The following is a 23,170-nucleotide window of genomic DNA, read 5'->3' on the forward strand; positions in this document are numbered from 1 at the left end:
TCTCTCAGGAATCGGTTAACGTAGTTTACGCTTTGCCATTTAAAATAGCTTCAATAATTGCCATACGGACAAAAACCCCGTTTTGCATCTGAGCAACGATACGAGCCTTAGGCGCCTCAACCAGGCTATCAGCAATCTCCACATCACGATTAACCGGAGCAGGATGCATGATAATCGCCTGATCAGCTAATTTGGCATAACGTTCTTCAGTCAAACCATAGAGAGCATGGTAGTCTTCTTTTGAAAATCCTTTATCGTCCCCATGACGTTCGTGCTGAACACGAAGCAACATGAGCACATCCAAGTCCTCAATGACGTCGTCAATAGCCACATGCTGACCATAGACATCGAACTCATTCGAGTACCACTCTGCAGGACCAGCAAAATAAAGCTGAGCACCCAAACGCTTGAGAATCTGCATATTGGACTTAGCGACACGCGAATGCGTAATATCACCTGCAATACAAATCTTAAGATTTTCAAAGGTTCCGAACTCTTCGTAAATGGTCATCAAGTCAAGCAAACACTGACTTGGGTGTTGCCCTGAACCATCACCACCATTAACAATAGAGGTCTGGATAGTCCTACTATCAATCAACTGCTTGTAGTAATCGACTTCCGAGTGGCGAACCACACAGATGTCAACGCCCAAGGCAGACATGGTCAAAATGGTATCATAGAGGGTCTCACCCTTATTCACCGAGCTAGTTCCAGCATCGAACTCAATCACATCCAAGCCAAGTTTTTTCTCAGCCACTTCGAAGGACTTGTGTGTTCGTGTTGAATTTTCAAAAAAGAGATTGGCAGCGAAATACTGTCGATCCAGCTGGAAATCAGCTCTGCCATTTTTAAAATCTCCACCTCGACGAATCAGGCCCAAGACCTCTTCATTCGTGAGGGTTTCCATGGTCACCAAATGCTTCAGTGACACTTTTCCATCTGCAATCGCCATAGTTTTTCCTTTTAAATTGATTGACTAATCTTTGCTACCTTTTTTAGGATCTGGCAAAATTTGGTAGAGCAAGATACCAAGAATGGTTGAACTTGCCACACCCGTGATTTGAAGACCACCAAGGTCAATCATCAAACCACCAATACCAGAAACCAAGATAACACTAGCAATCAAGAGATTCTTTTTATTATCAAAATCAATCTTATGTTCAACTAAAATTTTCAAACCGCTAGCAGCGATAACCCCAAAGAGGGCAATAGATAATCCCCCTAATACAGGAGTTGGTATAGAATGCAAGAGTGCTGACAGCTTACCAATAAAGCTCATCAAGACCGCAATCACTGCTGCGCCCGCAATAACGTAAACTGAGTAGACCTTACTGAGGGCCATAACCCCAATATTTTCACCATAAGAAGTTACCGGAGGAGCTCCAAAGAATCCAGCGATAATCTGTGCCAAACCATCACCAGTAAGCGTACGGTCAAGACCAGGATCCTTGAAGTAATCACGCTCAGTCAAACTGTTTAGAACCATGACGTGACCAAAGTGTTCAGTCATCGTCACAAAGGCAATCGGAGCCATGGTCAAAATCGCACTTGGGTAGAGCTTGAAGCTATAATCCACAAATGGAATGTCAAAGTTTGGAACTTGAATCCAATGTGCCGCTGCTACCTCTGAGAAATTGATAAAACTATGTCCTGTCAGCAAACCAAGAACCGCTGAGAAAATATAGCCCACAATTAATCCAAGTAAAATTGGGATAACACCGACAATCTTCTTGCCATACATGTTAAAGAGGATAACCGCAAAGAGGGTGACCATCGAAATCAATAGAGCATAGATACTATAGCTTTTATTTAAAGTTGTCGCATCATTGACTGCATTGGCTGCAAGGTTCAAACCAATCACCATGATAATGGGACCAACCACGATTGGTGGAAGGACCTTATCAATCCAGTCTTTACCCGCATACTTAACAATCAGAGCCACAAGCAAGTAAACCAAACCACCAGCCATGGCACCTTGAGCCACCGCCGCAATTCCATCAGTCTTCATAAGTGTCTGCATAGCCGCAATATAGGCAAAGCTAGAACCCATGTAAGCTGGAATTTTGTACTTGGTCACCGTCAAGTGAGCCAAAGTTCCCAAACCAGATGAGAAAAGAGCAATAGCGGGATCAATCCCAACCAAAATCGGCACAAGCACCGTCGCACCAAACATAGCAAACAAGTGCTGGAATGACAAACCAACCAATAAACCAGGTTTTGGCATATCATTCACATCATATTTTACGTTATTCACGATATCAAAGGACTCCTTAAAATTAAGATACAAAGGGCGTATAAAGAGCAAAGTAAAATTAGGAAATCTGACGCCGAAGCTTTAGCTTCTAGGAAGATTTATCTATTTTACACAGCTCTTAGCCCGTGTTCAGTTAAGTAAGATACAAAGGGCATATTACCCTATCCGTCAGTCAAATCAGCTTGGATCGATAATGTTGACGCTATCTTTGCCATCAACTTCTGCGACCAAAACTTCGATTTCTTCCGACTCACTTGTTGGGATATTTTTACCAACATAGTCCGCACGAATTGGCAATTCACGGTGACCACGGTCAACCAAGACAGCCAAACCAACACGCGCCGGACGTCCATGGCTAACGATATTATCAATAGCTGCACGAATCGTACGACCTGTGTAAAGCACATCATCCACAAGGATAACATCTGTACCATCAATTTCAATAGGGAAAACAGATGTATCTTGCTCAGCCTTAACATCATCACGGAAAGCTTTAGTGTCAAGCTCAATCAATGGCACATCAAGGTTTTCCAACTGTTTCAAGCGCTCTTGGATACGCTGTGCAATATAGACACCACGTGTCTTAATACCAGCCAAGACAATCTTGTCGAGATTTTTGTTACGCTCAATAATCTCATAAGTGATACGTGTAATGGCACGTTTCATGGTTACGTCATCGACGATCTCTTTTTTCTTCATAAAAAGAACCTTTCTAAATACAAAAAAATCCCCTCGAAAACAAGGAGATACACAAAAATATGAGTACAGTTCACCCGTACACTTCTCATGGCTCCTTGCCTGCCTCTCTGGACAGTGATTAAAGGACTTATTTAATTAGGTAAATTATAGCAAATTTCAGACTCTTTTACAAGAAAAAAACGGACGCCCCTCCCAAGAAAGACTATCCGTTTAATAACTGTTACGCTTCTCTCAACTTCTCCAAGGTTTCCTTGAAAATAGCAGGTTCTTCCGCTGTAAATTCGACCAATTCTCCAGTCGTAGGATGCGTGAAACCAAGGGTCTTAGCATGTAGAAATTGGCCATGGCCCTTGAGGGTCTTGCGTGGCCCATAAAGAGGATCTCCCGCCACCGGATGACCGATATAAGCCATGTGCACACGAATCTGGTGCGTGCGACCTGTTTCCAACTGCAACTCTACCAAAGTATAGTTGCCAAAACGTTCAAGAACGGTAAATCGTGTTACTGCAGGTTTTCCTTTAGCTGTGACTGCCTGCTTCTTGCGGTCCTTATCTGAACGCCCAATCGGAGCCTCAATCACGCCTCGATCGTTAGGTAGATTGCCATGCACGATAGCCACATACTTACGAAGGGACTTCTTATCCTTAAGCTCCGCCGCCAAAGCATTGTGGGCCTTATCATTCTTAGCAATCATAAGGAGACCAGACGTGTCCTTGTCAATACGGTGGACAATCCCTGGACGAACCACACCATTAATAGACGAGAGGTCCTTGACATGATACATCAGGGCATTGACCAAGGTACCAGATGTATGACCAGCTGATGGATGGACAACCATGCCTTGAGGCTTGTTGACCACTGCCACATCCGCATCTTCATAGATAATATCCAAAGGAATATCTTCGGCCTTGTATTCCAAAACCTCTTCTTCTGGCAATTCATAGGTGATAACATCACCCTCTTTAACCGCATACTTGGCCTTTGCCGACTTACCATTAACCAAGACCGTTCCAGCCTTAATCGCTTCATTGGCCTGACTACGTGACAATTCTGTCAAATCTGCCAAAGCCTTGTCCAGACGGTTTCCCGCCTCTTTAATGATGACTTCCATTTTCCTCTTTCCATAAGATTAAAATCAAGAGCAGCACGCCTACCGTTAGATAGGAGTCTGCCACGTTAAATATTGCAAAATCAATAAAATCAAGCTGAACCATATCAACCACGTAACCCAAGTGCACACGGTCGATAAAGTTGCCAATACCACCAGAGATGATCAAAACCAAAGATAGTACCAGCCAAAGACTCTTCTGGTAATTCTTAACCAGATAAACCAGAGCCGCACCAATCACTAGAACCGTCAAAATCACAAAGAAATATTTCTGATCCTGTAAAATCGAAAAGGCAGCACCACGGTTTTGTAGATAGGTCAAACTGAAAAGTCCAGGAATAGCCTTGATAACTTGGTTAAGGGCAATATTTGCCACAACCCAATGCTTAACCCACTGATCCAAACCAATCAGAGCCAAGATAGCCAAAGGAATCGCAACCTTACGCATAAGTCCTCCTACGGTTTGTATGTATCAAAGTAGTCAAACATAACATTGACAAACTTGAGAGCACAAGATGACAAGTTAATCCCCTTACGGCGGACATAAACCATCTTATTATCCAAATTATCCTCAAGCGGAATAACCGTAATCCCGTTCACACTTTGCGCATCTAAGAAACCAGATCCCGTCGCATAGGCATCTGTACGTTCCAAGATACCGTTCAAAGTCGCACGGTCTGTCACGTTAAACATCAGAGACGAATCTGACGTATCCACAAAGTTTTCAGAATAGTAAAGGTACTCGTCCTTCTCCTGAGTGAAACGCACTGTAGGCAAGGCCACCAAGTCCTCCATAACAAGACTTTCTTTTTTAGCCAGAGGATGGCCCTTACGGAGATAAATGTGCGTCTTAAACGGAATCAAATCAATAGCTTCAAGCCCAAGCTTGTCCATATTTTGCTGGATTCCCTTGCTATTTTGACGATTCAAATAGATAATCCCAATCTCACTGTGCCCCTTGGCTACCTCATCCAAAATCTGAATGGTCGTAGACTCAAAGATACGGAAATCCTTGTAATCAGGATAGCGCTCTGAAAAAGTCGTGATCAAAGGTGGCAAAAAGTCATAGTGCTGGCTGGCAATCGAAAACTGGTTGCCCTTTTCAGAAGCATTGAGATAGCGATTTTCAAAACTATCAAAACTGCGTACCACCTCAAGCGCACGCTCGTAAAAAGTCATGCCCTGACTGGTCAAGACAGCCCCCGTCGTTGTACGGGTGAAAATTTGGAAATTCAGCTCCTGCTCCAAATCCTTGATAGCCACCGAAAGGCTAGGCTGACTCACAAAGAGCTTGCTGGCTGCCTCACGGAAGGTTCCGCTGTTGGCAATGGCTACGACATAACGTAGTTGTTGTATGTTCATGTGTGACACTTCTTTCTTGAAAAATCAATCAATACTATTATACCAGATTTTATCCTCTTTTTGTTGATACTAAAAAGCCCAGGCAACCCTGAGCTTGAATTAATTAAAAAGTAGTCTTATTCGTCTGATTTGTCTGTCAAGAAGTACTCGTTTTCACGTTTGTCATAGTCAAAGGTCAAACGAACAGCATCTACCTTACCACTTTCTGGATTATAATCACGGTAGCTAAGACTCACTGACTGAGTGAGATCGCCTTGTTCAGTTTGTGTCATTTCATGATAAGTGAAGCTAGCCTCTGGGTGTTTTTCAACCACCTCAGAAAGTCGTGTCCCCTTGAGCAAATCAGCTTGTGTACCTACAGACAACTTTTCATAGTCATCTTTTGTCCAGTTGCTATGATAGTCATCAACTTCTTTGACCTTATCATAGTCGAAGGTTGCTGAGGCAGATTTCAAAACATAGACACCGTCTTTTATCTCGAAAGTCAAACGAACATAGTTGTTTCCATCTGTATTTTCTTTTCTATAGGTAAGGTCTAGTAAATCTGGTTTATCTTCCTCGTAAGCATCACTATACTCGGCATCAGTCGCCTTACCATGAGCGTCCAAAACCTCGTCCAATGTCAAAGTACCAACCTTCAACTCCTTAAACTGATCCTCAGTCCAGTCAAACTTATAATTCTCATCGATGTACAGATAAGCTCTATCGTGACCGTCACTTTGGAACTGCTCAGCATGGTTCATGACAAATTTCACTGCTTGATAGCCTGCTCCAGCAAGCGAAGTCATGAAGAAGATGATTGACATGACTAGGGCAATAATAGAAAGTGCCTTGCGTGTCGACTTCAGACTCAAAACCAAAGTCACAATAGCTAGAATGATAAGGAAGAAAGCAAGGAAAGTAAAGACAAAACCGAAAGGAAGCGTCCAAGACAAAATGACAAATAGAATCCCCAAAACTAGAATAATAATTGGCAAAGCAATATTAACAAAAGCATTGTTCTTGGTTACTTTTGGCTTGTAATAAGGGTTTTCCAAAGGTATCTGACTTGTCTTTGGAGTTTCTTTTTCTTGCTCTTTCTCCAGATTCAACTCAGGCATGTGATTAGGAGCTTCCTCCTCTAATGCCACCTGAGCCTTGTCTGGTTGCGTATCTGCTACTGAGTCAGCTGTCACCTCTTCAGTAGTTTCAGAGCTATCCACTTTCTGAGCCTCAACCTGCTCAGACACTTGGGCACTTGGTTCCTCCAAAGCAATAACAAAGCCCTCTTTCTTAGCTTCCATAAACTCCTCAGGACTTGGTTTACGACCATTGACGTCCTCAAAGTGACGCACCCATTCTTCTCTAGTTGCCATAGCTGACTCCTTTATCTCTTTTTCTTTATTTTATCATACTTTAATCTGGTCTTATGAAAATAAGGCCGGATATAGGAGAAAATTTTTTGAGACTGCCTGATGTGCTTAAGGAACAAAGCATCTCATGAAAATAGACGAAAGTCGAAAAAAAACTGCATCCTAAAGTTTGATTTTCTCTGTCACACTTTTTGGGGCAGTTCACTTCTAGTGAATTATAGTATTTTCACTGTCCACTATAAGGGGAGTATATCACCTTCACCATCTCAGAGGATAGAAATTAAAAGAAGATTTCAATAGAAAAAGGACTCTGCATTGAAAAAGAATCCTTAATTTCTTATAATCCCATCAAATAATTTCTTCAAATTCCAAAAACTCACCACTGGAAAGACGAGTCCTGAGTAGAATAAGAGCACGGTGTTTAGAAAATCTACCAAGACTGAAATCCGTTGGAAACGGATGGTCAGTCGAATCATGACAAGATAATAGCCAAGGAAAATCAGGAAACCAATCAGTACTACGAGCAGTCCTTGGAAACTGATGACCTTCAAAGAAAAATGAGTTGGTAAGCTCTGATGAATCAAAAGTAAAGCAATCCAGAAAATCAAAGACAACCAAACAAAGTAAACCACTGCTCGTTGCAGGTAAATTCTATACACTGATTGCAAAGCATACTGAATGCCAAAGGATTGTCCCGACCGAATCTCGTACTCCAACTCTTCATTGCCCAAGGAGACCACATGGGTCAAGATGAAATAATAATAGAAATAGGACAACTGAAAGTCAGAATTTCCCCTCAAAAGGCTATAAAATCCAAGAATGAAAATGACGTGGTAGAGGGTGTCAAACAGGGTATCCGCCCAGCGTCTCCTGCGAAAGAGATAAAATCGCTTCACTTCATTATACATGGAACAAACTCCCCTTCTTTTTGGCATAGGTCAAACAAGTTTGAAAGCACAAGTAGCCCAAGAGCCAGTAAAATAAACCGTAGCCCAATAATAATAAAAGAACGAACCAACTTGGCTGACGGATAAAACTCACCAAGAGATGAAAAGGCAAGAAACGAGATAAAGTAGCAATCAAATGACTCGATTGATCCTCAAAACCAACCAAAAAGAGAATCCCGTAAGCAAGGAGGCTAGTAATACTGGAAATTTTTGTAAAGACAAAGGAAAAACTGGCAAAGAGAAAGCCCAGACCATAAAGGGATACAATGACCACGAAGGACAGAAAAAAGGTAACAAAAGTATCGACCCAGTCACTAGGAAAGGCTATCTGCTGAACCAAGGTAACCAAACAAAATAAAGGAATAGCCTTGACCAAGTCCAACAAAATCTGCACAATAATTTTGATAAAAAGCATGCCAAAGATGCTCCTCCGACTCTGAATCACGTTGATAATGGTGCGGTCTGCAATCTCATCTTCAATAAAATAGGTCGGATGAGTGATACTGTGGCTAGAAAAATACCAAGTAAAAAGCAAGATAAACAGCTCAAAAGTATCTTGCTGACTGTCAAAATAGTTCAAAAAACCCGTAACCAGAAAGAAAATTCCCAGATTGGCAAAGAGAAGATTGACTTTGAACTGTTTGTATTCACTGAGTTGGCGACTAAACTCTCGCCCAATCGCTGCTAGCATCATTTTAGCACCTCATACAGCAAATCTTCCAAAGAAGCAGGTTCTCGGGTGAACTGCAAGACTTCCGTTTCTTCTAGCAATATCCGATAAAGATCTGGATTTCTGGTCTCTACCGAAATCCCACCGTCAAGCACCTTGTAGTCCAGCTCAGGGAATCTTTGTTTCAGTACACTTTCTGCACTCTTATCTAACAGCAAGTGATAGACTTCATGCTGGTGGACATTGCCAAAAATCTCTTCAAAGGTTCCTTCACGATAAAGCCGCCCCTCCTGAATTACCACCACCCGAGTGCTGACCTTCTCGATAAAACTAGCATCATGACTGGTGATAAAAATACTGGCTTGATGGTGACGAGCATAATCCTGCAAAAGAGTCATCAGCTGTTTTTTTGCCAGCAAATCTAGCCCATTGGTCGGCTCATCCAAACAGAGTACTTTCGGTTTTTGCACCAAGGCTAAGATTAAGGTCAATTTTTGACGGTTGCCCTGGGACAGTTCTGAAACCAGCGTATCCTTATAAGGGGTAAAAGCCAGCTGGTCACACAAGACATCCACCTCTGCCTTGATATGAGACAAGGCAATCCCATTCAAGCTTAGAAAATATTGGAGATTCTCCATAGCTGTCAAATAACTGTACAACCCCTGCCCGCTCTCCAAGACAAACTTGACCAGCGAGTGGATTTTCTTGGAGCGATTAGAAACGTCATAGACACGAACCTCGCCCTTATCCTGCAAAAAAATCCCTGCCAAGAGCTTGATAAAAGTCGACTTACCGGCACCATTGCCACCAACGATGGAGAAGATTTCACCTGAATCTGCTTGAAAATCAGGAATGTCTAACACCAACTTCTTGTGAAAACTCTTTTGAACTTGTGAAAATGTTATGTTAGTCATTTAAGATTACCCCTTGATTTGGAAGATTCCCTTTAATTTGTTCAATTATTTTTTCAATATCTATAATTTCAGTATTATTAGGAAAATTATATTGCTTTGGAATATAGAGATTGTAGATATACTCATTTTTCCCCTCTTCATTAACACTCTGAGCAATCTCACGAATTTTTTCATTAATTTGTTTTTCCATTTTATCCTCCAATACGGTTTAAAATTGTTTTAACTTCAAGCATTTTGCCATCAATTTCATACATTACTTTAACCACAACTTAGCCCTGTATCCTCCTATACTCCTTCGACTTCTCTCCATACCAATCCTTAGCTGAGTAGCCAAACTGCTCTCTATATTGCTCAGAGTATTTGAAGAGGTAATAACCTCGTAGCAAATCAATGGAAAAGACATAAGTCGCAAAGACAAATATGGCAGGCATAATAGGCATCAACACCGCATCAATGCTCCCTCTAGTATCACTTCCAGTGGAGCGGTCAAAGAGCACAAGGGCACCTGTAATCCCGGTTCCACCTAAAAAGACTAAACCATCCGAAATCTTTTCAGTCACAAGTGCTACCATGGGGCTAAACTCTGTCTGATTTTGAACAGCTTCTTTCAGTTTACGGGGAACCGTTCGAATCAAGTAATAAATGGAAAGAAGAAACATAGCTCCCGATAGTATACTGACAATATTTCGTCGTGTCATCATCATTATTCCGGCACATACTGTAAAGATAGCGAGTAAGACTACCATGTAAAAGTAGGTGCAAAATTTTAGTTTCATCGGGCTTCTTCTGTTCTTAATTGAAAAGAAAAGATAGACCAAATACATGACTACATAGAAAAGAATGATTGGCCACTGAATCCAAGAAAATGTTGGATTTTGATCAAGCGTCAATCCTTTTATAAACATGGGTGTGATAATAGAGAAGAAATAAATAACAATTGAAGTGATAAACAAGCCAATAAATCGTTTCCAGCTTCCTTTTTGATTGAGCTTTTCTACGGTCTCCTTAGTGACAAGAGACTGACTTTGCTCGAATGTATAATTTAAAAATCTCAATAGTTTTCTCCTTTTATCAAGAAAAAACAGGAAGGTTTCCCCTCCTGTTCCTTAATTAATCCTCGCCATCTGGACCTGATTTATAAGTAAGGTAGAACGTATCGTCATCTTCTTTGGTATCAAATGACAAGTAAACACTCTTGAGTTTACCATCTCCAGCCTCATAGTCACTATAAGAAATGCTCATTTCTTTTTTGAATTCACCTTGACGAGATGTTGAGATTGTGTATTCTGCACTTGAAGCTTTAGGGTGATCCTTAACGATATCTTCAAGTTTCGTACCGTTTGATGGATCAGTGTAATCACCCTTAGTGAGAGCATCAAACTGTTCTTTTGTCCAATCAGCTTTGTAAGAGCGATCAACTTCTACCTTATCTTGAGGGAATCTACCTGAAGCATATGACAAGATAAATGTACCGTCATATTGTTTCTTAAAGTTTAGGTAAACACTTTCACCATAGTCTTTACCAGAGTAATTCAACTTCATCTCATCGCCAGAGATTTGTGCATCAGAAGCCTTACCATAAGTCTTGATGATAGACTTAACGGTATCCTTACCTGCTTTCAACTTCTTGAACTTAGATTCATTCCAATCAAATTTAGCATTTTTGTCAATGTAGTCGTTGACATCAGTACTATCACCTTTTGAATCAGATTTAGAGTCAGATTTTGAATCGCTGTCGTCATCTTTCTTGTCAGCGTCATCATCGTCTTTATCAGCAACTTTTGATGTCTTGCTTGAGCTTGTGTTGTCACTAGCGTTTTGAGAGATTTGGAAAATCAAACCACCAATAGACACAAAGAGCATGAGACCAGCAACACCTGTTGCAATGATTGAAAGCAATTTCTTGCTTGATTTAAGGCTAAAGACAAGCGAAACAACTGCTACCGCAACTGCGAGGACTGTCAAGATGATGAAGAGCCAAGCAGGACCTACAAACCATGCCAAGACTGCAAAGATTACTGAAAGTGCAATCGCAACGATCGGCAAGATAAGATTGAAAAGAGGTTTATCTGCTGAGCCAGCTGCAGTTGGATTAGGAACTGTTCCAAATCCTTGAGCTGAAGAGATAGGTGCCTTTTCAAACATGCTTGAATCAAATTGTGGTGTTGGTTGTTGCACAGGTGCTTCTGAGAAAGCTTCTGCACCAAATGGTGATTCACTGCTTGCTTGTTCTGCGACGGCATCCTCAGCTGTTTCAGCCACATCTGCGATATCATCTTGTTCTGCGACTTCTTCAGTAGCAACTGGTTCTGGAGCTACTTCTTCAGCGACAGGTTCGTTAGCTGGTGCTTCTACAGATGCTGCTTGAGCAGCCAAAGCACTTGTATCAAAGTCAGCTGCTTTAGCATCCAAAAATTCTTGGGGGCTAGGCTTACGCCCATGTACCGACTCAAAGAGTTCAGCCCATTCTGCTTTAGTTGACATAAAAATCTCCTTTTTTCAAGAAATCCAAACAAGAGATCCCTTCAGCTTAGCAAAGTTTTCTATAGTTAGGATTTAGACACCTATCTCTGATAAGAGCAAGTAGCATGCGTCCTTCCAAAAGTCAGCCCTCACCTTTTAGCCTGAGGCAACCTTTTTCCTATATCTAGTCCCATTGTTCATCTTCTTGTTGATAATCCCATTCTACCATATTTAAAGACCTCTGTTAACCGTTTCCCAAAAGGTTTTTTTCTGCTACAATAGTAGGTATAATGCACCAAAGGAGTTATATATGAAAAACATTAAAAAGTACATTCCATTAATTATTGTACTTGTTATCGCAGGCCTAGGTTTTGCCTTTCGTGAGAACATCGCACGCGCCGTTCGTGGAGATGCTTATGTTGATAATAAGATATTCACTAAACAATTAGAAAAAGCCCAAAAATCTGGAAAAGATGCCTTTCCACAGTTGTCTGACAAGGTCGGTAAGGACGAAGCTGAAGTTATTCTCCATACTTCAAAGGGTGATATCACAGTCAAACTCTTCCCTACACTTGCTCCAAAGGCTTCTGAAAACTTCTTGAAACATGCCAAGGACAAATACTACGATGGTCTTACCTTCCACCGTGTCATCAAGGACTTCATGATTCAAAGTGGTGACCCTAAGGGTGACGGTACTGGTGGAGAATCTATCTGGAAGAAAGGTTTCGCTGTTGAGCCTACACCATTCCTCTACAACATCCGTGGAGCACTTGCTATGGCCAATACTGGTGCTAAGAATTCAAACGGCAGCCAATTCTACATTGTTCAAAACAAGGACGATCAAAGCAAGCAACTAGGAAATGCCGGCTATCCAAAACCTATCATTGACGCCTACAAAAAAGGCGGTTACCCAGCTGGTGATACCAAATATACTGTCTTTGGACAAGTCATCAAAGGCATGGATGTCGTTGATACCATTGCTAACCTTGAAGTCGATGACAACAGCAAACCAAAAGAAAATGTAACGGTTAATTCCGTTGAAGTTGCTAAAGACTACAAATTCAAATAAACAAAAATCCGAGAAGTTGATTCTCGGATTTCTTTTTTATTTAACAGCAGTGAGGAGATAATCACCAGTGTTAACACGAGCTTCTTTAGTCGTTAAGACATCATCAAAGTCAGGTGTATTGGTCACAATGACTGGCGTGATAACTGGTAATTTAGCCTCTCGGATAGTTGCTAGGTCAAATTCTATAAGTTTTTGCCCTGCTTCTACAACTTGACCTGCTTCCACATAGGTCTTGAAGCCTTTACCAGCAAGAGAAACAGTGTCCATACCAATATGGATGAGAAGCTCTGCACCATTTTCAGTTGTCAAACCAATCGCATGACCAGTAGGGAAGACTAAATTAACGGTTGCCTTAGCTGGTGCGACCACTACCCCATCCGTAGGGTCAATAGCGATTCCTTTACCCATAGCTCCTGAGGCAAAGACTTGGTCAGGTACTTGGTCAAGTGGAACAACATTCCCAATAAGTGGGCTTGCAATAATTTCTTGTTGAATTTCCTTAGGAGCAGGTGCAGCTTCTTCAGCTTTTTCTTCAACCTTAGCTGCTCCACCACCGTATAGATTTGGTACTCGTACAAAGAGTTGAATGAGGAAGGCAAGAACACCACCCACAATGGCAATAATAATGGCAAAGATAACTTTAGAAAGATTACCATCCGGTCCAATAAGGCTTGGGAAGACAAAAACACCCAGACCACCTATTGAATACGTCTTAATATCTAGGGCCATCATGGCAGCCCCCATAAGTCCTGAAACACCACATGAAATGTAGAATGGTGTTTTCATTGGAAGAGTCACCCCATAGATAGCAGGTTCTGTTACACCAAAAATAGATGAAACAAAGGCTGGCATAGAAATGATACGGACTTTTTCTTCTTTTGTCTTAAGCATGATAGCCCCCAATACACCTGTTTGCGTGAAACATGGAAGGATAGCTGCTGAAAGAATCGTAGAACTTCCGTTTGTTGCCACATCTAAGATAGCAAGGGGAACAAGCGCCCAGTGCATTCCGAACATAACCAAGACTTGCCATAGGATACCAAGTACAAGACCAAAGACAATCGGACTAAAGTTCATGATTGCTTGGAAAAGACTTGTCAATCCATCAGAGAAAGCATTGGCAATTGGTCCAACCACCAAGAATGTTAATGGTACCGTAATGAGCAATGTAAAGAAAGGTACTACAAAGACTTTAATGACATCAGGAGTAATCTTGGTAAAGAATTTTTGAATGTGAGAAGCCACCCAAATTGCCAAGATAGAAGGCATTACTGTTGAGAGGTACCCCCCTGCAGGAAGCGTAAACGGAATAACCCCTAGAACATGACCTTGACCAGCCTTTTGAAGAGCTGTCACTAGCGTAGCAATATCAGGATAAACAAGTGCTCCTGCAATCGCAATAGCTGTAAATTCATTAACCTTGAAACGACGAGCAGATGTCAAGGCAATCAAGATTGGCAAGAACTGGAAGAAACCATCCCCCGCCGCATTCAAAATCACATACATAGGACTTGTCGTAGCTGACAGGCCACATGCCGCCATGATAGCGACTACTCCTTTGATAATCCCGGCCGCAGCCAATGGACCAAGGAAGGGTTGGAAAATACTTGATACCAAAGATACAAAGCGGTCAAAGAGATTTCCCTTTGGTGCATCCCCCTCATCAAGATCAAGACTTCCACCTGCTGGAAGACCTCCAACTTGGAGAACCTCCGCATAAACATCAGGCACATGGTTACCGATAACTACCTGATATTGTCCACCTGCCTTAACCACCGTAACGACACCATCACGGTTCTTAAGGTAGTCATCATCTGCTTTAGATTCATCTTTCAAATCAAAGCGCAAACGTGTCACACAGTGTTTTAAGCTATTGACATTTTCTTTTCCACCGACGTGTTTAAGAATGTCCTCAGCTAATTCAGTATATTTAGCCATAAGGGCTCCTTTCTTGTCTAGGATCCTAGTTTTCTTTGAGGCTTTTTCAACGAAAAAAACCTAAATAAATACCAAGAACCAATTGGGAAGAGCATACACTACTCCCATTAGTTTTTCGTATTTATTTAGGTTTTGCCTGCTGACCAGTAACAACCCTTTTTCTATGGTTCTATCTTATCAGAGTTCAAAAAAATTGCAAGCCCTTACAAAATTTTTTTGTTTTTGAAAGTAAAATCTTGACCAAGATTATAAGTCATGATAAACTATTGTTAGTTTATAAACTAACAGAAAGAGAGTTACACGATGAAAACAAGAGCAATTATTGAATTTAAAGACACATACGCTAGCATGGAATGCCACGAGCTTGGTTACCAAACCAAGGAAACTGCCTTGGCTATTATTTCACCTACTGGACACATTCTATCAAGTACACCGCTTTTCAGGAAGGCTTACGGTTCAAACACTGCTCACATCGACCAACTTCCTTTCAATATAGATGACCTCAGTATCACAGCAAGAGGCCTCAGTAAAAAAGCTAAATCTAACTTGGAAGATTGGATTGCCCATACTATCATTCTTCCAATGGACTATGATAAGTACTTTACTAAGCATCAAGAACTTTTACACCTCCTAGCAGAGTCACCTATCGTCGAGTCTGTCCAAGCTTTAACTTATAAGACAGTGAAGATTCATTTTTCCGAAGCACTTAACGATGAACATATTCGTCAACTGCAAGGGTTTATTCTTGCTCAGGCAGGTATCTATAGCTATATTGGGACATCTACAGTGTCAGACCGAAACGCCCACCAGGCTCTTGAATGGGCTAAACTTGATGTTAATGGTCGTTCACATAACGATCATAAGCCTGCTATTTTCCATCGTAGTAAGGGCCTTTTAGGTGGATTCTTTCACCACGGAAACCAAGAAAGTATTGCATAACTAATAACTGGGACACCTTGTGTCCTTTTTTTACAACTAAAAAACTCACCATAAAGGTGAGCTAAATGATTTATTTACTGTGTTTCCAGTTACTATAGATACTAAATACCACAATCCAGATGGCTGCTCCGATAGCTCCGACAACTGTTGACTTTTGCAAGAAGAGACAAACAAAGACGAAGATGAAGAAAAGGATAGTCAATGGATTAAGAATCTTGTAGGCTGGCATAAGGAAGCCATCTGCCATGAACTCTTGAGATTTACGGTACTTGAGATGAGCAAGCATGGTCAAGATATAGATAGCGATGTAGACCCCTGATGATGATGCAGTAATCAAGGCAAAGGCATCAGATACACCAGGCAAGACATTGATAAAGGCAGAGATACAAACCACGATGGCTGATACAATAATTGCACGAGATGGAATACCATTACGTGATAAAGTATCTAGCTTCAAAGCTTTCATGACTTTACTATTTGGTGTTTCCTTAGCAATTTGGAAAAGGTGACGACCTGTAGAGTAAAGTGTTGAGTTCAATGATGAAGCCGCTGCTGTCAGGACAACAAAGTTAATGAAAGCTGCTGCCCACTTGATACCAGCCATTTGGAAGACCGTTACGAACGGTGATTCATTAACTGGAAGTTTTTGCCATGGGAAGATAGCCATGAGGGCAATGAGGGCACCCACATAGAAGATTACAATACGAATCGGAATCTCCTTGATGGCCTTTGGTAAGACCTTACGTGGATTTGCTGTCTCGGAAGTTGTAATCCCTACAAATTCGATGGCTTGGTAAGCAAAGAAGACCATTTGGAAGGTCATGACAAAGCTTACCCAACCTTTAGGGAACATCTGGAAGCCTTGTGTAATATTGGAAAGACTAGCATGTCCAGCAGGCGTTTCAAAGTTGGTCGCTACCATGAAGATACCTGTTGCGATAAGAGCAAGAATGGTGATAATCTTGATCATCCCAAACCAAAACTCAACTTCCCCGAAAATCTTAACTGCAATCAGATTAACCGAACTCAAGATAATCAGGAAGATGATCTGTATCTGCCAGGCAGGCCAACTTGGGAACCAATATTGCACATAGGTCGAGACGGCCGTAATTTCTGCCATTCCAAGGAAAATCAGTGATACCCAGTAAGACCAACCCGAGAAAAATCCCCAACCTTTACCAAGGTATTTGGTAATAAAGTTGATAAAGGTGTGTTGGTCAGGATCCATATAGAGCATCTCACCGATAGCTCGCATCATAAGATACATGAAGATACCAGTTAGTATATATACTAGGATGATTGAAGGTCCTGTTAGGGAGAGAGAACGCCCTGCCCCGAGGAAGAGACCTGTACCGATCGTACCAGCGATGGCAATCAGCTGGACGTGACGGTTTTGAAGACCACGCACCATCCCATTTTCAGTCTGATTGTCGTCGTCTTTATGATGTTGCTTTTGCGACATTTTTTTCACTCCAATTCTATTAAGCAAGACTCATTGAGTCCTACCATTTTTAACATAACTTATATTTTACCATTTTTTGCATAATTGGTCAAAAATTTATACAGAATATTCAGAATTTTACACTTCAAAACAAGGGCTTGGAAAGCTCCAAACCCTTGTTAATGGTTATTATGATTCAGGATCATCAAGGCTACGGCCATGCAAACCTTTTTCACGTTGTACTTGACGTAGTTTTTCAGGTGTCACATCGTTACCTTCTTCGTCCACCACTTTAATTCCTTCGATATGGTGACGAACAGAGCGACGGTAACCTTCAATGTATTCTTCACGAAGTTTTGCTTGCTCCACTTCTTCTTCTGGAGTCAAACCTTCGGTTTTTTTCTTTTTAGCAAGCTCATTGATACGAGCGATTTTTTCAGGTGTCATAATAAAACCTACTTTCTACCTGTTACCAGGTACTTATTTTGTGTTCAATTGGTTGAAGGCTGCAACAGCGTTAGCTTTGGCTACAAGACCTGCAAGAAGGGCCAAACGGTTGTTTTTAACAGCCTCATCCTCTGCCATAACCATGGTATTGTCAAAGAAAGCATCAATGACTGGGCTAAGAGCAAAGAGTTGAGCCAATTTGTCGCTAGCTGAACCTGTCAATTCAAGCTCTTCAATCGCTTTAGCAAGGGCTTTTTCTTGATCATTTTCAAAGAGACTAGCATCGACTGTCACTGAAGCATCTGCTTTTTCTGCCAAGTTGAAGGCACGTGAAAGTGACTCAACAGCTGCCTTGTAACCATCAGTCTTAGCAGCTTCTGAAAGGGCGTCAGCTACTTCAAGCATATCAGCCACGACAAAGTTTGAACCAGCAAGAACAGCGTCTTTGATATCTTTTGGTGTGCGTCCCATCATCTTGTCCACGCGCGCCTTGATGAAGTTGATGACTTCTGCTTGATTGTCATATGAAAGACTATCAAATGAAAGGGCGTAAAGTCTGTCAATCAACTCATCCATTGGGATATGCCAGCCAAAGGCATCCAAGATACGAACAATCCCTTGTGTTGCACGACGAAGCGCATAAGGGTCATTGGAACCTGATGGAATCAAGCCAACTGAGAAGAAGGAAAGGAGGGTATCCAATTTATCTGCTAGCGCAAGGATAGCACCAACCTTAGTCTCTGGAAGGGCTCCATCTGCTGAATCAGGAAGGTAGTGCTCACGGATAGCTGTCGCAACCGCAGCATCTTCACCAGCGAGAAGGGCATATTTTTCACCCATAATCCCTTGCAATTCATCAAACTCTCCGACCATACCAGTCAAGAGGTCAAATTTATAGATTTCAGCTGCACGAGCTACGGCTGCTGTTTCTTCTGCAGTCAAACCAGCTTGCTCAGCCAATGACGCTGCAATAACACCAGCACGCGCCATGTGTTCTGAAAGAGAACCAATTTTTTCATGGAAGGTCACGTTAGCCAATTTAGCAACCAGGTCTTCAATCTTAAGTTTTTGGTCTTCACGCCAGAAGAATTCACCATCTTCAAGACGTGCCACCAAGACTTTTTCATTTCCTCGGATGACATTTTCCAAGTGCTCAGCGTTCCCATTACGTACTGAGATGAAGTTTGGTTTCAGCTTACCGTCAAGGTCACGTACAACAAAGTAACGTTGATGCGTTTCCATTGAGGTCACCAAGACTTCTTCTGGAACGTCCAAATATTTAGTGTCAAAACTTCCCATAAAGGCAGTTGGGTATTCGACCAAGTTCAAGACTTCATTCAAAAGTCCTTCTTCGATTTGAACCTGAACACCTTGTTCTGCTTCGATAGCTTTGATTTGCTCACGAATCATGTTTTCACGTTCTTTGCTATCCGCAATCACGTAAACCGTGCGAAGGTCTTCTTCATAAGAATCCGCATTGGTGATTTCCACTTCGTGTCCAAGGAAACGGTGTCCACGACTCACACGACCTGACTTGATATCCAAGAAATCAAGATCAAGCGCTTCATCACCCAAAAGAACTGTCAATGTGTGAACTGGGCGAATGTATTCAAAGGTGTTGTTAGCCCAGTGCATGCTAACAGGGAAGGTCATTGAAGCAAGCACTTCTGGAATGCCATCCAAGACTTCTTTAGCAGGTTTTCCAGCTTCGTGCTTCGTAACATAAACGTACTCTTCACCTTTGACTTCACGGAATTCGATATCATCAACCGTCAAACCTTTTCCACGGACGAATCCTTGCGCTGCTTTTGAGAAGTTTCCATCTGCATCCAAGGCAATTTTCTTAGAAGGTCCTTTAAAATCTTCGGTCAAATCAGATTGTTGATCCGCCAAACCAATCACACGGACGGCCAAACGACGTGGTGTTGAGAAGGTTTGAATGCTTTCGTATGAAAGACGGTTGTTATCCAAGAAGGCTGCCATTTTCTCACCCAGTTGTTTTTCACTTGGTGTGACAACGTAGGCTGGCAACTCTTCAAGTCCAAGTTCTACTAATAAGTTTTTTGTCATGTTTTTTCTCCGAAAAATATCTTTTTTCCAGTTTGCCTTATGTGATTGGCACGCAAGCAACCGACTTCGTCGTTTCATTGCTAAAATTGGAGCCTAAGGTCTCCAATTTTGCCTGGTATCGTTAGTTTCTCTAACGATACCTTTATCACTGCGGCAACTGGTTCTGTAGGATTACTCTATTAGCCAATCCCATCTAATACTCTTTTTATTCTTCCTCTTCTGCTAGGAGTTTGGCGCGTGTAGCTTCGTCGAGAAGTGGGTAGCCAAGTTTCTTACGTTCTGCGACAAAGGTTTTGGCTACGACACGGGCCAAGTTACGGATGCGGGCAATGTAGCCTGCACGTTCTGTAACAGAGACAGCACCACGTGCATCTAGCAAGTTAAAGGTATGTGAACATTTCAAAACGTAGTCATAGGCTGGGTGAACAAGACCCAATTCCAAAGCACGCCCTGCTTCTTTTTCAAATTTTTCGAAGTTTTCAAGAAGCATATCTTGATCTGAAACTTCAAAGCTGTATTTTGAGTGCTCATATTCTGGTTGAAGGAAGATTTCTCCGTATTTAACGCCTGGAGCCCACTCAATATCGTAAACAGAATCTACTTCTTGGATGTAAGAAGCCAAACGTTCCAATCCGTAAGTGACCTCAGAAGTTACCGGACCAGTTGCCAATCCACCAACTTGTTGGAAGTAGGTGAACTGAGTGATTTCCATACCGTCAAGCCAAACTTCCCAACCAAGACCAGCTGAACCAGTTGATGGGTTTTCCCAGTTATCTTCAACGAAACGAATATCGTGTTCCAAAGGATTAATACCCAATTTTTCCAACGACTCAAGGTAAAGTTCTTGGATGTTTGATGGTGATGGTTTCATCACCACTTGGAATTGGTGGTGTTGGTAAAGACGGTTTGGGTTTTCCCCGTAACGTCCATCTGCTGGACGGCGTGATGGCTCTACATAAGCCGCATTCCATGGCTCAGGACCAATGGCACGAAGGAAGGTATATGGACTCATTGTTCCCGCACCTTTTTCATTATCATAAGCCTGCATGAGCATACAACCCTGGTCATTCCAGTATTGTTGCAAAGTAAGGATGATTTCCTGGAAAGTCAATTTTTTAGACATTATTTACTCCTTTTTCTATAATTTCTTGCGACACGAGTCTGCCCCGTCGATTATACGAGGCAAGACGAGTTAGTACTGCGTCTAGCTCAGGCACCCTAGTGCTGAGCGTGGGGCAGTCCGACTATAAGGAGGTATCTGCCACTGACGCAGTGAAAGGTTAATTTCTTAGGCATTGATACTCCTTAATTTAATATTAAATCCGTGACTTAGAATACAAAAAGAACCGTGTCTCTGCTCCTAAGTCAAACGACCTAGGGGCGTCAGAAACGCGGTTCCACCCTAATTTATTACTTCATTTTATCTGTTTGTCTTCAGCTCTTTGCTGAGAGAAAGCGCCACTTGCCTACTTTGCTCTACTTGGCTCTCACTGTCCCAAGCTCGCTAGAAAAACGCCATAAGCCCTTCTTTCTTGTCAGTATTATAGCAGAAATAGAGAAACTTGTAAAATAAAATCCTAATCCTTCTCACTGATCCCCATTTCCTGACGAACATGGGCATGAGCATCCTCATGGAGAATATCATTATCAATAATTGAGGCTTCTCGAAGTTCTTCGGCCTTTTTCTTGTCTTGATGGGTCAAGTCTTGGTTGGAATCATAAGACTTCTCAACGATAGACAAGAGATGATTTCGAATTTCCTTTTCCTTACAAATTTTGGCTTTTTCGCGGTAGCTAGCCACAACTAGCACGACCAACATCAGCATTCCCAGATAACCGATAATAGGATACATAACCGCTACCAGTTGACGGAAGCCCATGAAGGAAATAGCGAAACCAGCCAGGGCAAATGCAGCCACAAAGAACTTGAAGCGTTTATCACTACCTGCTGAGAAGCGTTTCCCAAGGGCATAGTAGAGACTAAAGACGGTATTAAAAATCAAACCAAAGATGACTAAGGCGTAGAGCGTCGCAAAGATAGGGTTCACTTCCTTAGCAATAGCCAACATGCAAGATTCCTAGAACCATGACACCTATCAGTCCCCAAGCTCCAAAACTAACAAAATACTGTAAGAGGTCCTGTCCTGAAGACACCCCTGCACCAATCATTACACCGACATAGGCCAGGGCAATGCTCCAAATACGTTTTGACATATTACCTCCTGTAAAATATAAAGTATTTCTATTCTACACTACTCTAACACCTTTGTAAAAATCAATTAAAAACAGCACCTTCATAAGAAAGTGCTACTTATTCTCTTATTTTTCCCAACCTTTTTGCCCATCAACATATGTTGCCTGTAAGTCCAAGGAATCATCTAGTACGATAAAATCAGCTGGTAAACCTGCTTTTAGACTTCCGCAAGTCTTTTCAAGTCCAACCGATTTAGCTGGAACACTAGTTGCCATTTGTAGAGCTTGAGCAACCGTCACAAGCCCCCAGTCAACCACGTGTTTGACACCGTCTTTAAGTTGTAGGATAGATCCAGCTAGGTTACCACCTTCTTTGAGGCGGGCAGTACCATTTTCGACGATGACAGGAAGTTCACCCAGCATATAGTCGCCATCCGGACGTCCTCCCGCTGACATACAGTCTGTAATAAGGGCAACTCCTCGAGGTGTCTTTTGCTTGATAAGAACCTTACAAGCTGCAGGGACCGCGTGATGCCCATCAGCGATCAACTCACCAATCGTTTCTGGACTATCGAAGGCTGCCCCAACCATACCAGGCTCACGATGTGTAAAACCACGCATTCCGTTGTAGACGTGAACCCAAACGGATGCCCCAGCTTCCACTGCTGCCATGGCTTCTTCATATGTGGCATTGGAATGACCTAGAGCAATAGTTACGCCTTGCTTGGTTGCTTCTTGGATAAATTCAGCTACTCCCTCACGTTCAGGAGCAAGAGCCAATTTAATCAATTTTCCTTGAGCTGCCTCCTGCCATGCCTTCAATTGTTCCACACTTGGATTGCCCATGTATTTAGGATTTTGAGCTCCCTTATAGGTTTCAGTAAAATAAGGTCCTTCAAAGAAGAGCCCTTGAATTTTGGCACCAGTTTCCTTACCAACCGTATTAGCTGTTGTTTGGCAAATAGCTTTTAACTCTTCAAATGGCGCTGTTAGAGCTGTCGGTAAGAAAGAGGTCACACCTGCTGAAAGTAAGGCTTGACTCATACCTAGAAGACTTTCCTCAGAATTATCCATGACATCATAACCCGCAAATCCATGAATATGAGTATCTACAAGACCCGGAGCAATCTGATAATTACTGTAATCCAGTACTTCTGCACCTTCTGGTACCTTTTCTGTCCAGTCACCGAAATGACCATCCACAACCTCTAGGTAGCCACCTTCCTTGATTTTATTCTCAAAGTAAAAACGTTTGGCTGAAATATAATAGGTCATAGGACCACCTCTCATCATTTTTCTATATT

Annotated in this window: 22 protein-coding genes and 1 pseudogene; 2 read left to right on the top strand and 21 right to left on the bottom strand. The window is 42.0% G+C overall.

Annotation, left to right across the window (positions count from 1 at the left end):
* Positions 1 to 25 precede the first annotated feature (25 nt).
* The 13 genes and pseudogenes from HMPREF1519_RS07315 to HMPREF1519_RS07375 form a co-directional block, all read right to left on the bottom strand.
* The gene (locus tag HMPREF1519_RS07315) at positions 26 to 952 is read right to left on the bottom strand and encodes an aspartate carbamoyltransferase catalytic subunit (RefSeq protein ID WP_002890256.1); all 927 of its coding nucleotides are present in this window, start codon (positions 950 to 952) and stop codon (positions 26 to 28) included.
* Between the two features lie 24 nt (positions 953 to 976).
* Positions 977 to 2,254 (bottom strand): uracil-xanthine permease family protein, encoded by a 1,278-nt coding sequence (locus tag HMPREF1519_RS07320; RefSeq protein ID WP_022496066.1) that lies wholly within the window; start codon positions 2,252 to 2,254, stop codon positions 977 to 979.
* Between the two features lie 177 nt (positions 2,255 to 2,431).
* Positions 2,432 to 2,953: a bifunctional pyr operon transcriptional regulator/uracil phosphoribosyltransferase PyrR gene (gene pyrR, locus HMPREF1519_RS07325; RefSeq protein WP_002886175.1), complete on the bottom strand. Its 522-nt coding sequence runs from the start codon at positions 2,951 to 2,953 to the stop codon at positions 2,432 to 2,434.
* Between the two features lie 220 nt (positions 2,954 to 3,173).
* Positions 3,174 to 4,064 (bottom strand): RluA family pseudouridine synthase, encoded by an 891-nt coding sequence (locus tag HMPREF1519_RS07330; protein WP_002886027.1) that lies wholly within the window; start codon positions 4,062 to 4,064, stop codon positions 3,174 to 3,176.
* Positions 4,048 to 4,509, bottom strand: a complete 462-nt coding sequence (lspA, locus tag HMPREF1519_RS07335; RefSeq protein ID WP_014634033.1) for a signal peptidase II — start codon at positions 4,507 to 4,509, stop codon at positions 4,048 to 4,050. The genes HMPREF1519_RS07330 and lspA overlap by 17 nt, the downstream gene beginning before the upstream one ends.
* Positions 4,510 to 4,517: 8 nt before the next feature.
* The gene (locus HMPREF1519_RS07340) at positions 4,518 to 5,423 is read right to left on the bottom strand and encodes a LysR family transcriptional regulator (protein ID WP_022496606.1); all 906 of its coding nucleotides are present in this window, start codon (positions 5,421 to 5,423) and stop codon (positions 4,518 to 4,520) included.
* Positions 5,424 to 5,539: 116 nt separating this feature from the next.
* Complete coding sequence (locus tag HMPREF1519_RS07345) at positions 5,540 to 6,778, bottom strand: CD20-like domain-containing protein (RefSeq protein ID WP_022496605.1); 1,239 nt, start codon at positions 6,776 to 6,778, stop codon at positions 5,540 to 5,542.
* A 326-nt stretch (positions 6,779 to 7,104) separates the two neighbouring features.
* Positions 7,105 to 7,683, bottom strand: coding sequence for a hypothetical protein (locus tag HMPREF1519_RS07350; RefSeq protein ID WP_022496604.1), 579 nt, complete (start codon positions 7,681 to 7,683; stop codon positions 7,105 to 7,107).
* The gene (locus HMPREF1519_RS07355; protein WP_022496603.1) at positions 7,676 to 8,416 is read right to left on the bottom strand and encodes a hypothetical protein; all 741 of its coding nucleotides are present in this window, start codon (positions 8,414 to 8,416) and stop codon (positions 7,676 to 7,678) included. The genes HMPREF1519_RS07350 and HMPREF1519_RS07355 overlap by 8 nt, the downstream gene beginning before the upstream one ends.
* The gene (locus HMPREF1519_RS07360; protein ID WP_022496602.1) at positions 8,413 to 9,306 is read right to left on the bottom strand and encodes an ABC transporter ATP-binding protein; all 894 of its coding nucleotides are present in this window, start codon (positions 9,304 to 9,306) and stop codon (positions 8,413 to 8,415) included. Before HMPREF1519_RS07360 ends, HMPREF1519_RS07355 begins: the two co-directional genes overlap by 4 nt.
* A gap of 76 nt (positions 9,307 to 9,382) precedes the next feature.
* Positions 9,383 to 9,496: pseudogene (locus HMPREF1519_RS10775) on the bottom strand (immunity protein YezG family protein); the annotation flags it as partial.
* A 79-nt stretch (positions 9,497 to 9,575) separates the two neighbouring features.
* Entirely contained in the window at positions 9,576 to 10,082 is a 507-nt protein-coding gene (locus HMPREF1519_RS10700; RefSeq protein WP_223896489.1) for a hypothetical protein, read from the bottom strand.
* A gap of 334 nt (positions 10,083 to 10,416) precedes the next feature.
* Positions 10,417 to 11,790, bottom strand: a complete 1,374-nt coding sequence (locus HMPREF1519_RS07375) for a hypothetical protein (RefSeq protein ID WP_022496599.1) — start codon at positions 11,788 to 11,790, stop codon at positions 10,417 to 10,419.
* Between the two features lie 289 nt (positions 11,791 to 12,079).
* Between HMPREF1519_RS07375 and HMPREF1519_RS07380 the strand changes: the two genes are divergently transcribed.
* On the top strand, positions 12,080 to 12,838 hold the full coding sequence (locus HMPREF1519_RS07380; RefSeq protein WP_022496598.1) for a peptidylprolyl isomerase: 759 nt from the start codon (positions 12,080 to 12,082) through the stop codon (positions 12,836 to 12,838).
* 36 nt (positions 12,839 to 12,874) lie between these two features.
* On the opposite strand, the gene HMPREF1519_RS07385 is transcribed toward HMPREF1519_RS07380, so the two are convergent.
* Positions 12,875 to 14,776 carry a beta-glucoside-specific PTS transporter subunit IIABC gene (locus HMPREF1519_RS07385; RefSeq protein WP_037611761.1) on the bottom strand — a complete coding sequence of 634 codons (1,902 nt, stop codon included), beginning with the start codon at positions 14,774 to 14,776 and terminating at the stop codon, positions 12,875 to 12,877.
* Between the two features lie 303 nt (positions 14,777 to 15,079).
* Here HMPREF1519_RS07385 and HMPREF1519_RS07390 point away from each other — a divergent pair, with 303 nt between their 5' ends.
* Complete coding sequence (locus HMPREF1519_RS07390; RefSeq protein WP_002885980.1) at positions 15,080 to 15,715, top strand: hypothetical protein; 636 nt, start codon at positions 15,080 to 15,082, stop codon at positions 15,713 to 15,715.
* A gap of 70 nt (positions 15,716 to 15,785) precedes the next feature.
* Here HMPREF1519_RS07390 and HMPREF1519_RS07395 read toward each other — a convergent pair whose 3' ends face one another.
* The 7 genes from HMPREF1519_RS07395 to nagA all read right to left on the bottom strand — a co-directional run bounded on the left by HMPREF1519_RS07395 (position 15,786) and on the right by nagA (position 23,141).
* Complete coding sequence (locus HMPREF1519_RS07395) at positions 15,786 to 17,177, bottom strand: amino acid permease (protein ID WP_022496596.1); 1,392 nt, start codon at positions 17,175 to 17,177, stop codon at positions 15,786 to 15,788.
* Positions 17,178 to 17,345: 168 nt separating this feature from the next.
* Positions 17,346 to 17,603: a DUF896 family protein gene (locus HMPREF1519_RS07400; RefSeq protein ID WP_002886085.1), complete on the bottom strand. Its 258-nt coding sequence runs from the start codon at positions 17,601 to 17,603 to the stop codon at positions 17,346 to 17,348.
* A 33-nt stretch (positions 17,604 to 17,636) separates the two neighbouring features.
* Positions 17,637 to 19,673, bottom strand: a complete 2,037-nt coding sequence (gene glyS / locus HMPREF1519_RS07405; protein WP_022496595.1) for a glycine--tRNA ligase subunit beta — start codon at positions 19,671 to 19,673, stop codon at positions 17,637 to 17,639.
* 205 nt (positions 19,674 to 19,878) lie between these two features.
* A complete protein-coding gene (gene glyQ, locus HMPREF1519_RS07410) occupies positions 19,879 to 20,796 on the bottom strand; it encodes a glycine--tRNA ligase subunit alpha (protein ID WP_002886077.1) in 918 nt (305 codons plus the stop codon).
* A gap of 454 nt (positions 20,797 to 21,250) precedes the next feature.
* Positions 21,251 to 21,742 (bottom strand): hypothetical protein, encoded by a 492-nt coding sequence (locus HMPREF1519_RS07415; protein WP_022496594.1) that lies wholly within the window; start codon positions 21,740 to 21,742, stop codon positions 21,251 to 21,253.
* The gene (locus HMPREF1519_RS10705) at positions 21,726 to 21,887 is read right to left on the bottom strand and encodes a hypothetical protein (RefSeq protein ID WP_022496593.1); all 162 of its coding nucleotides are present in this window, start codon (positions 21,885 to 21,887) and stop codon (positions 21,726 to 21,728) included. Before HMPREF1519_RS10705 ends, HMPREF1519_RS07415 begins: the two co-directional genes overlap by 17 nt.
* Positions 21,888 to 21,992: 105 nt before the next feature.
* A complete protein-coding gene (nagA, locus tag HMPREF1519_RS07420; protein ID WP_037611782.1) occupies positions 21,993 to 23,141 on the bottom strand; it encodes an N-acetylglucosamine-6-phosphate deacetylase in 1,149 nt (382 codons plus the stop codon).
* Positions 23,142 to 23,170: the final 29 nt, after the last annotated feature.

It is taken from the genome of Streptococcus sp. SR4, from assembly GCF_000517725.1.
Lineage (GTDB): Bacteria > Bacillota > Bacilli > Lactobacillales > Streptococcaceae > Streptococcus > Streptococcus salivarius_F.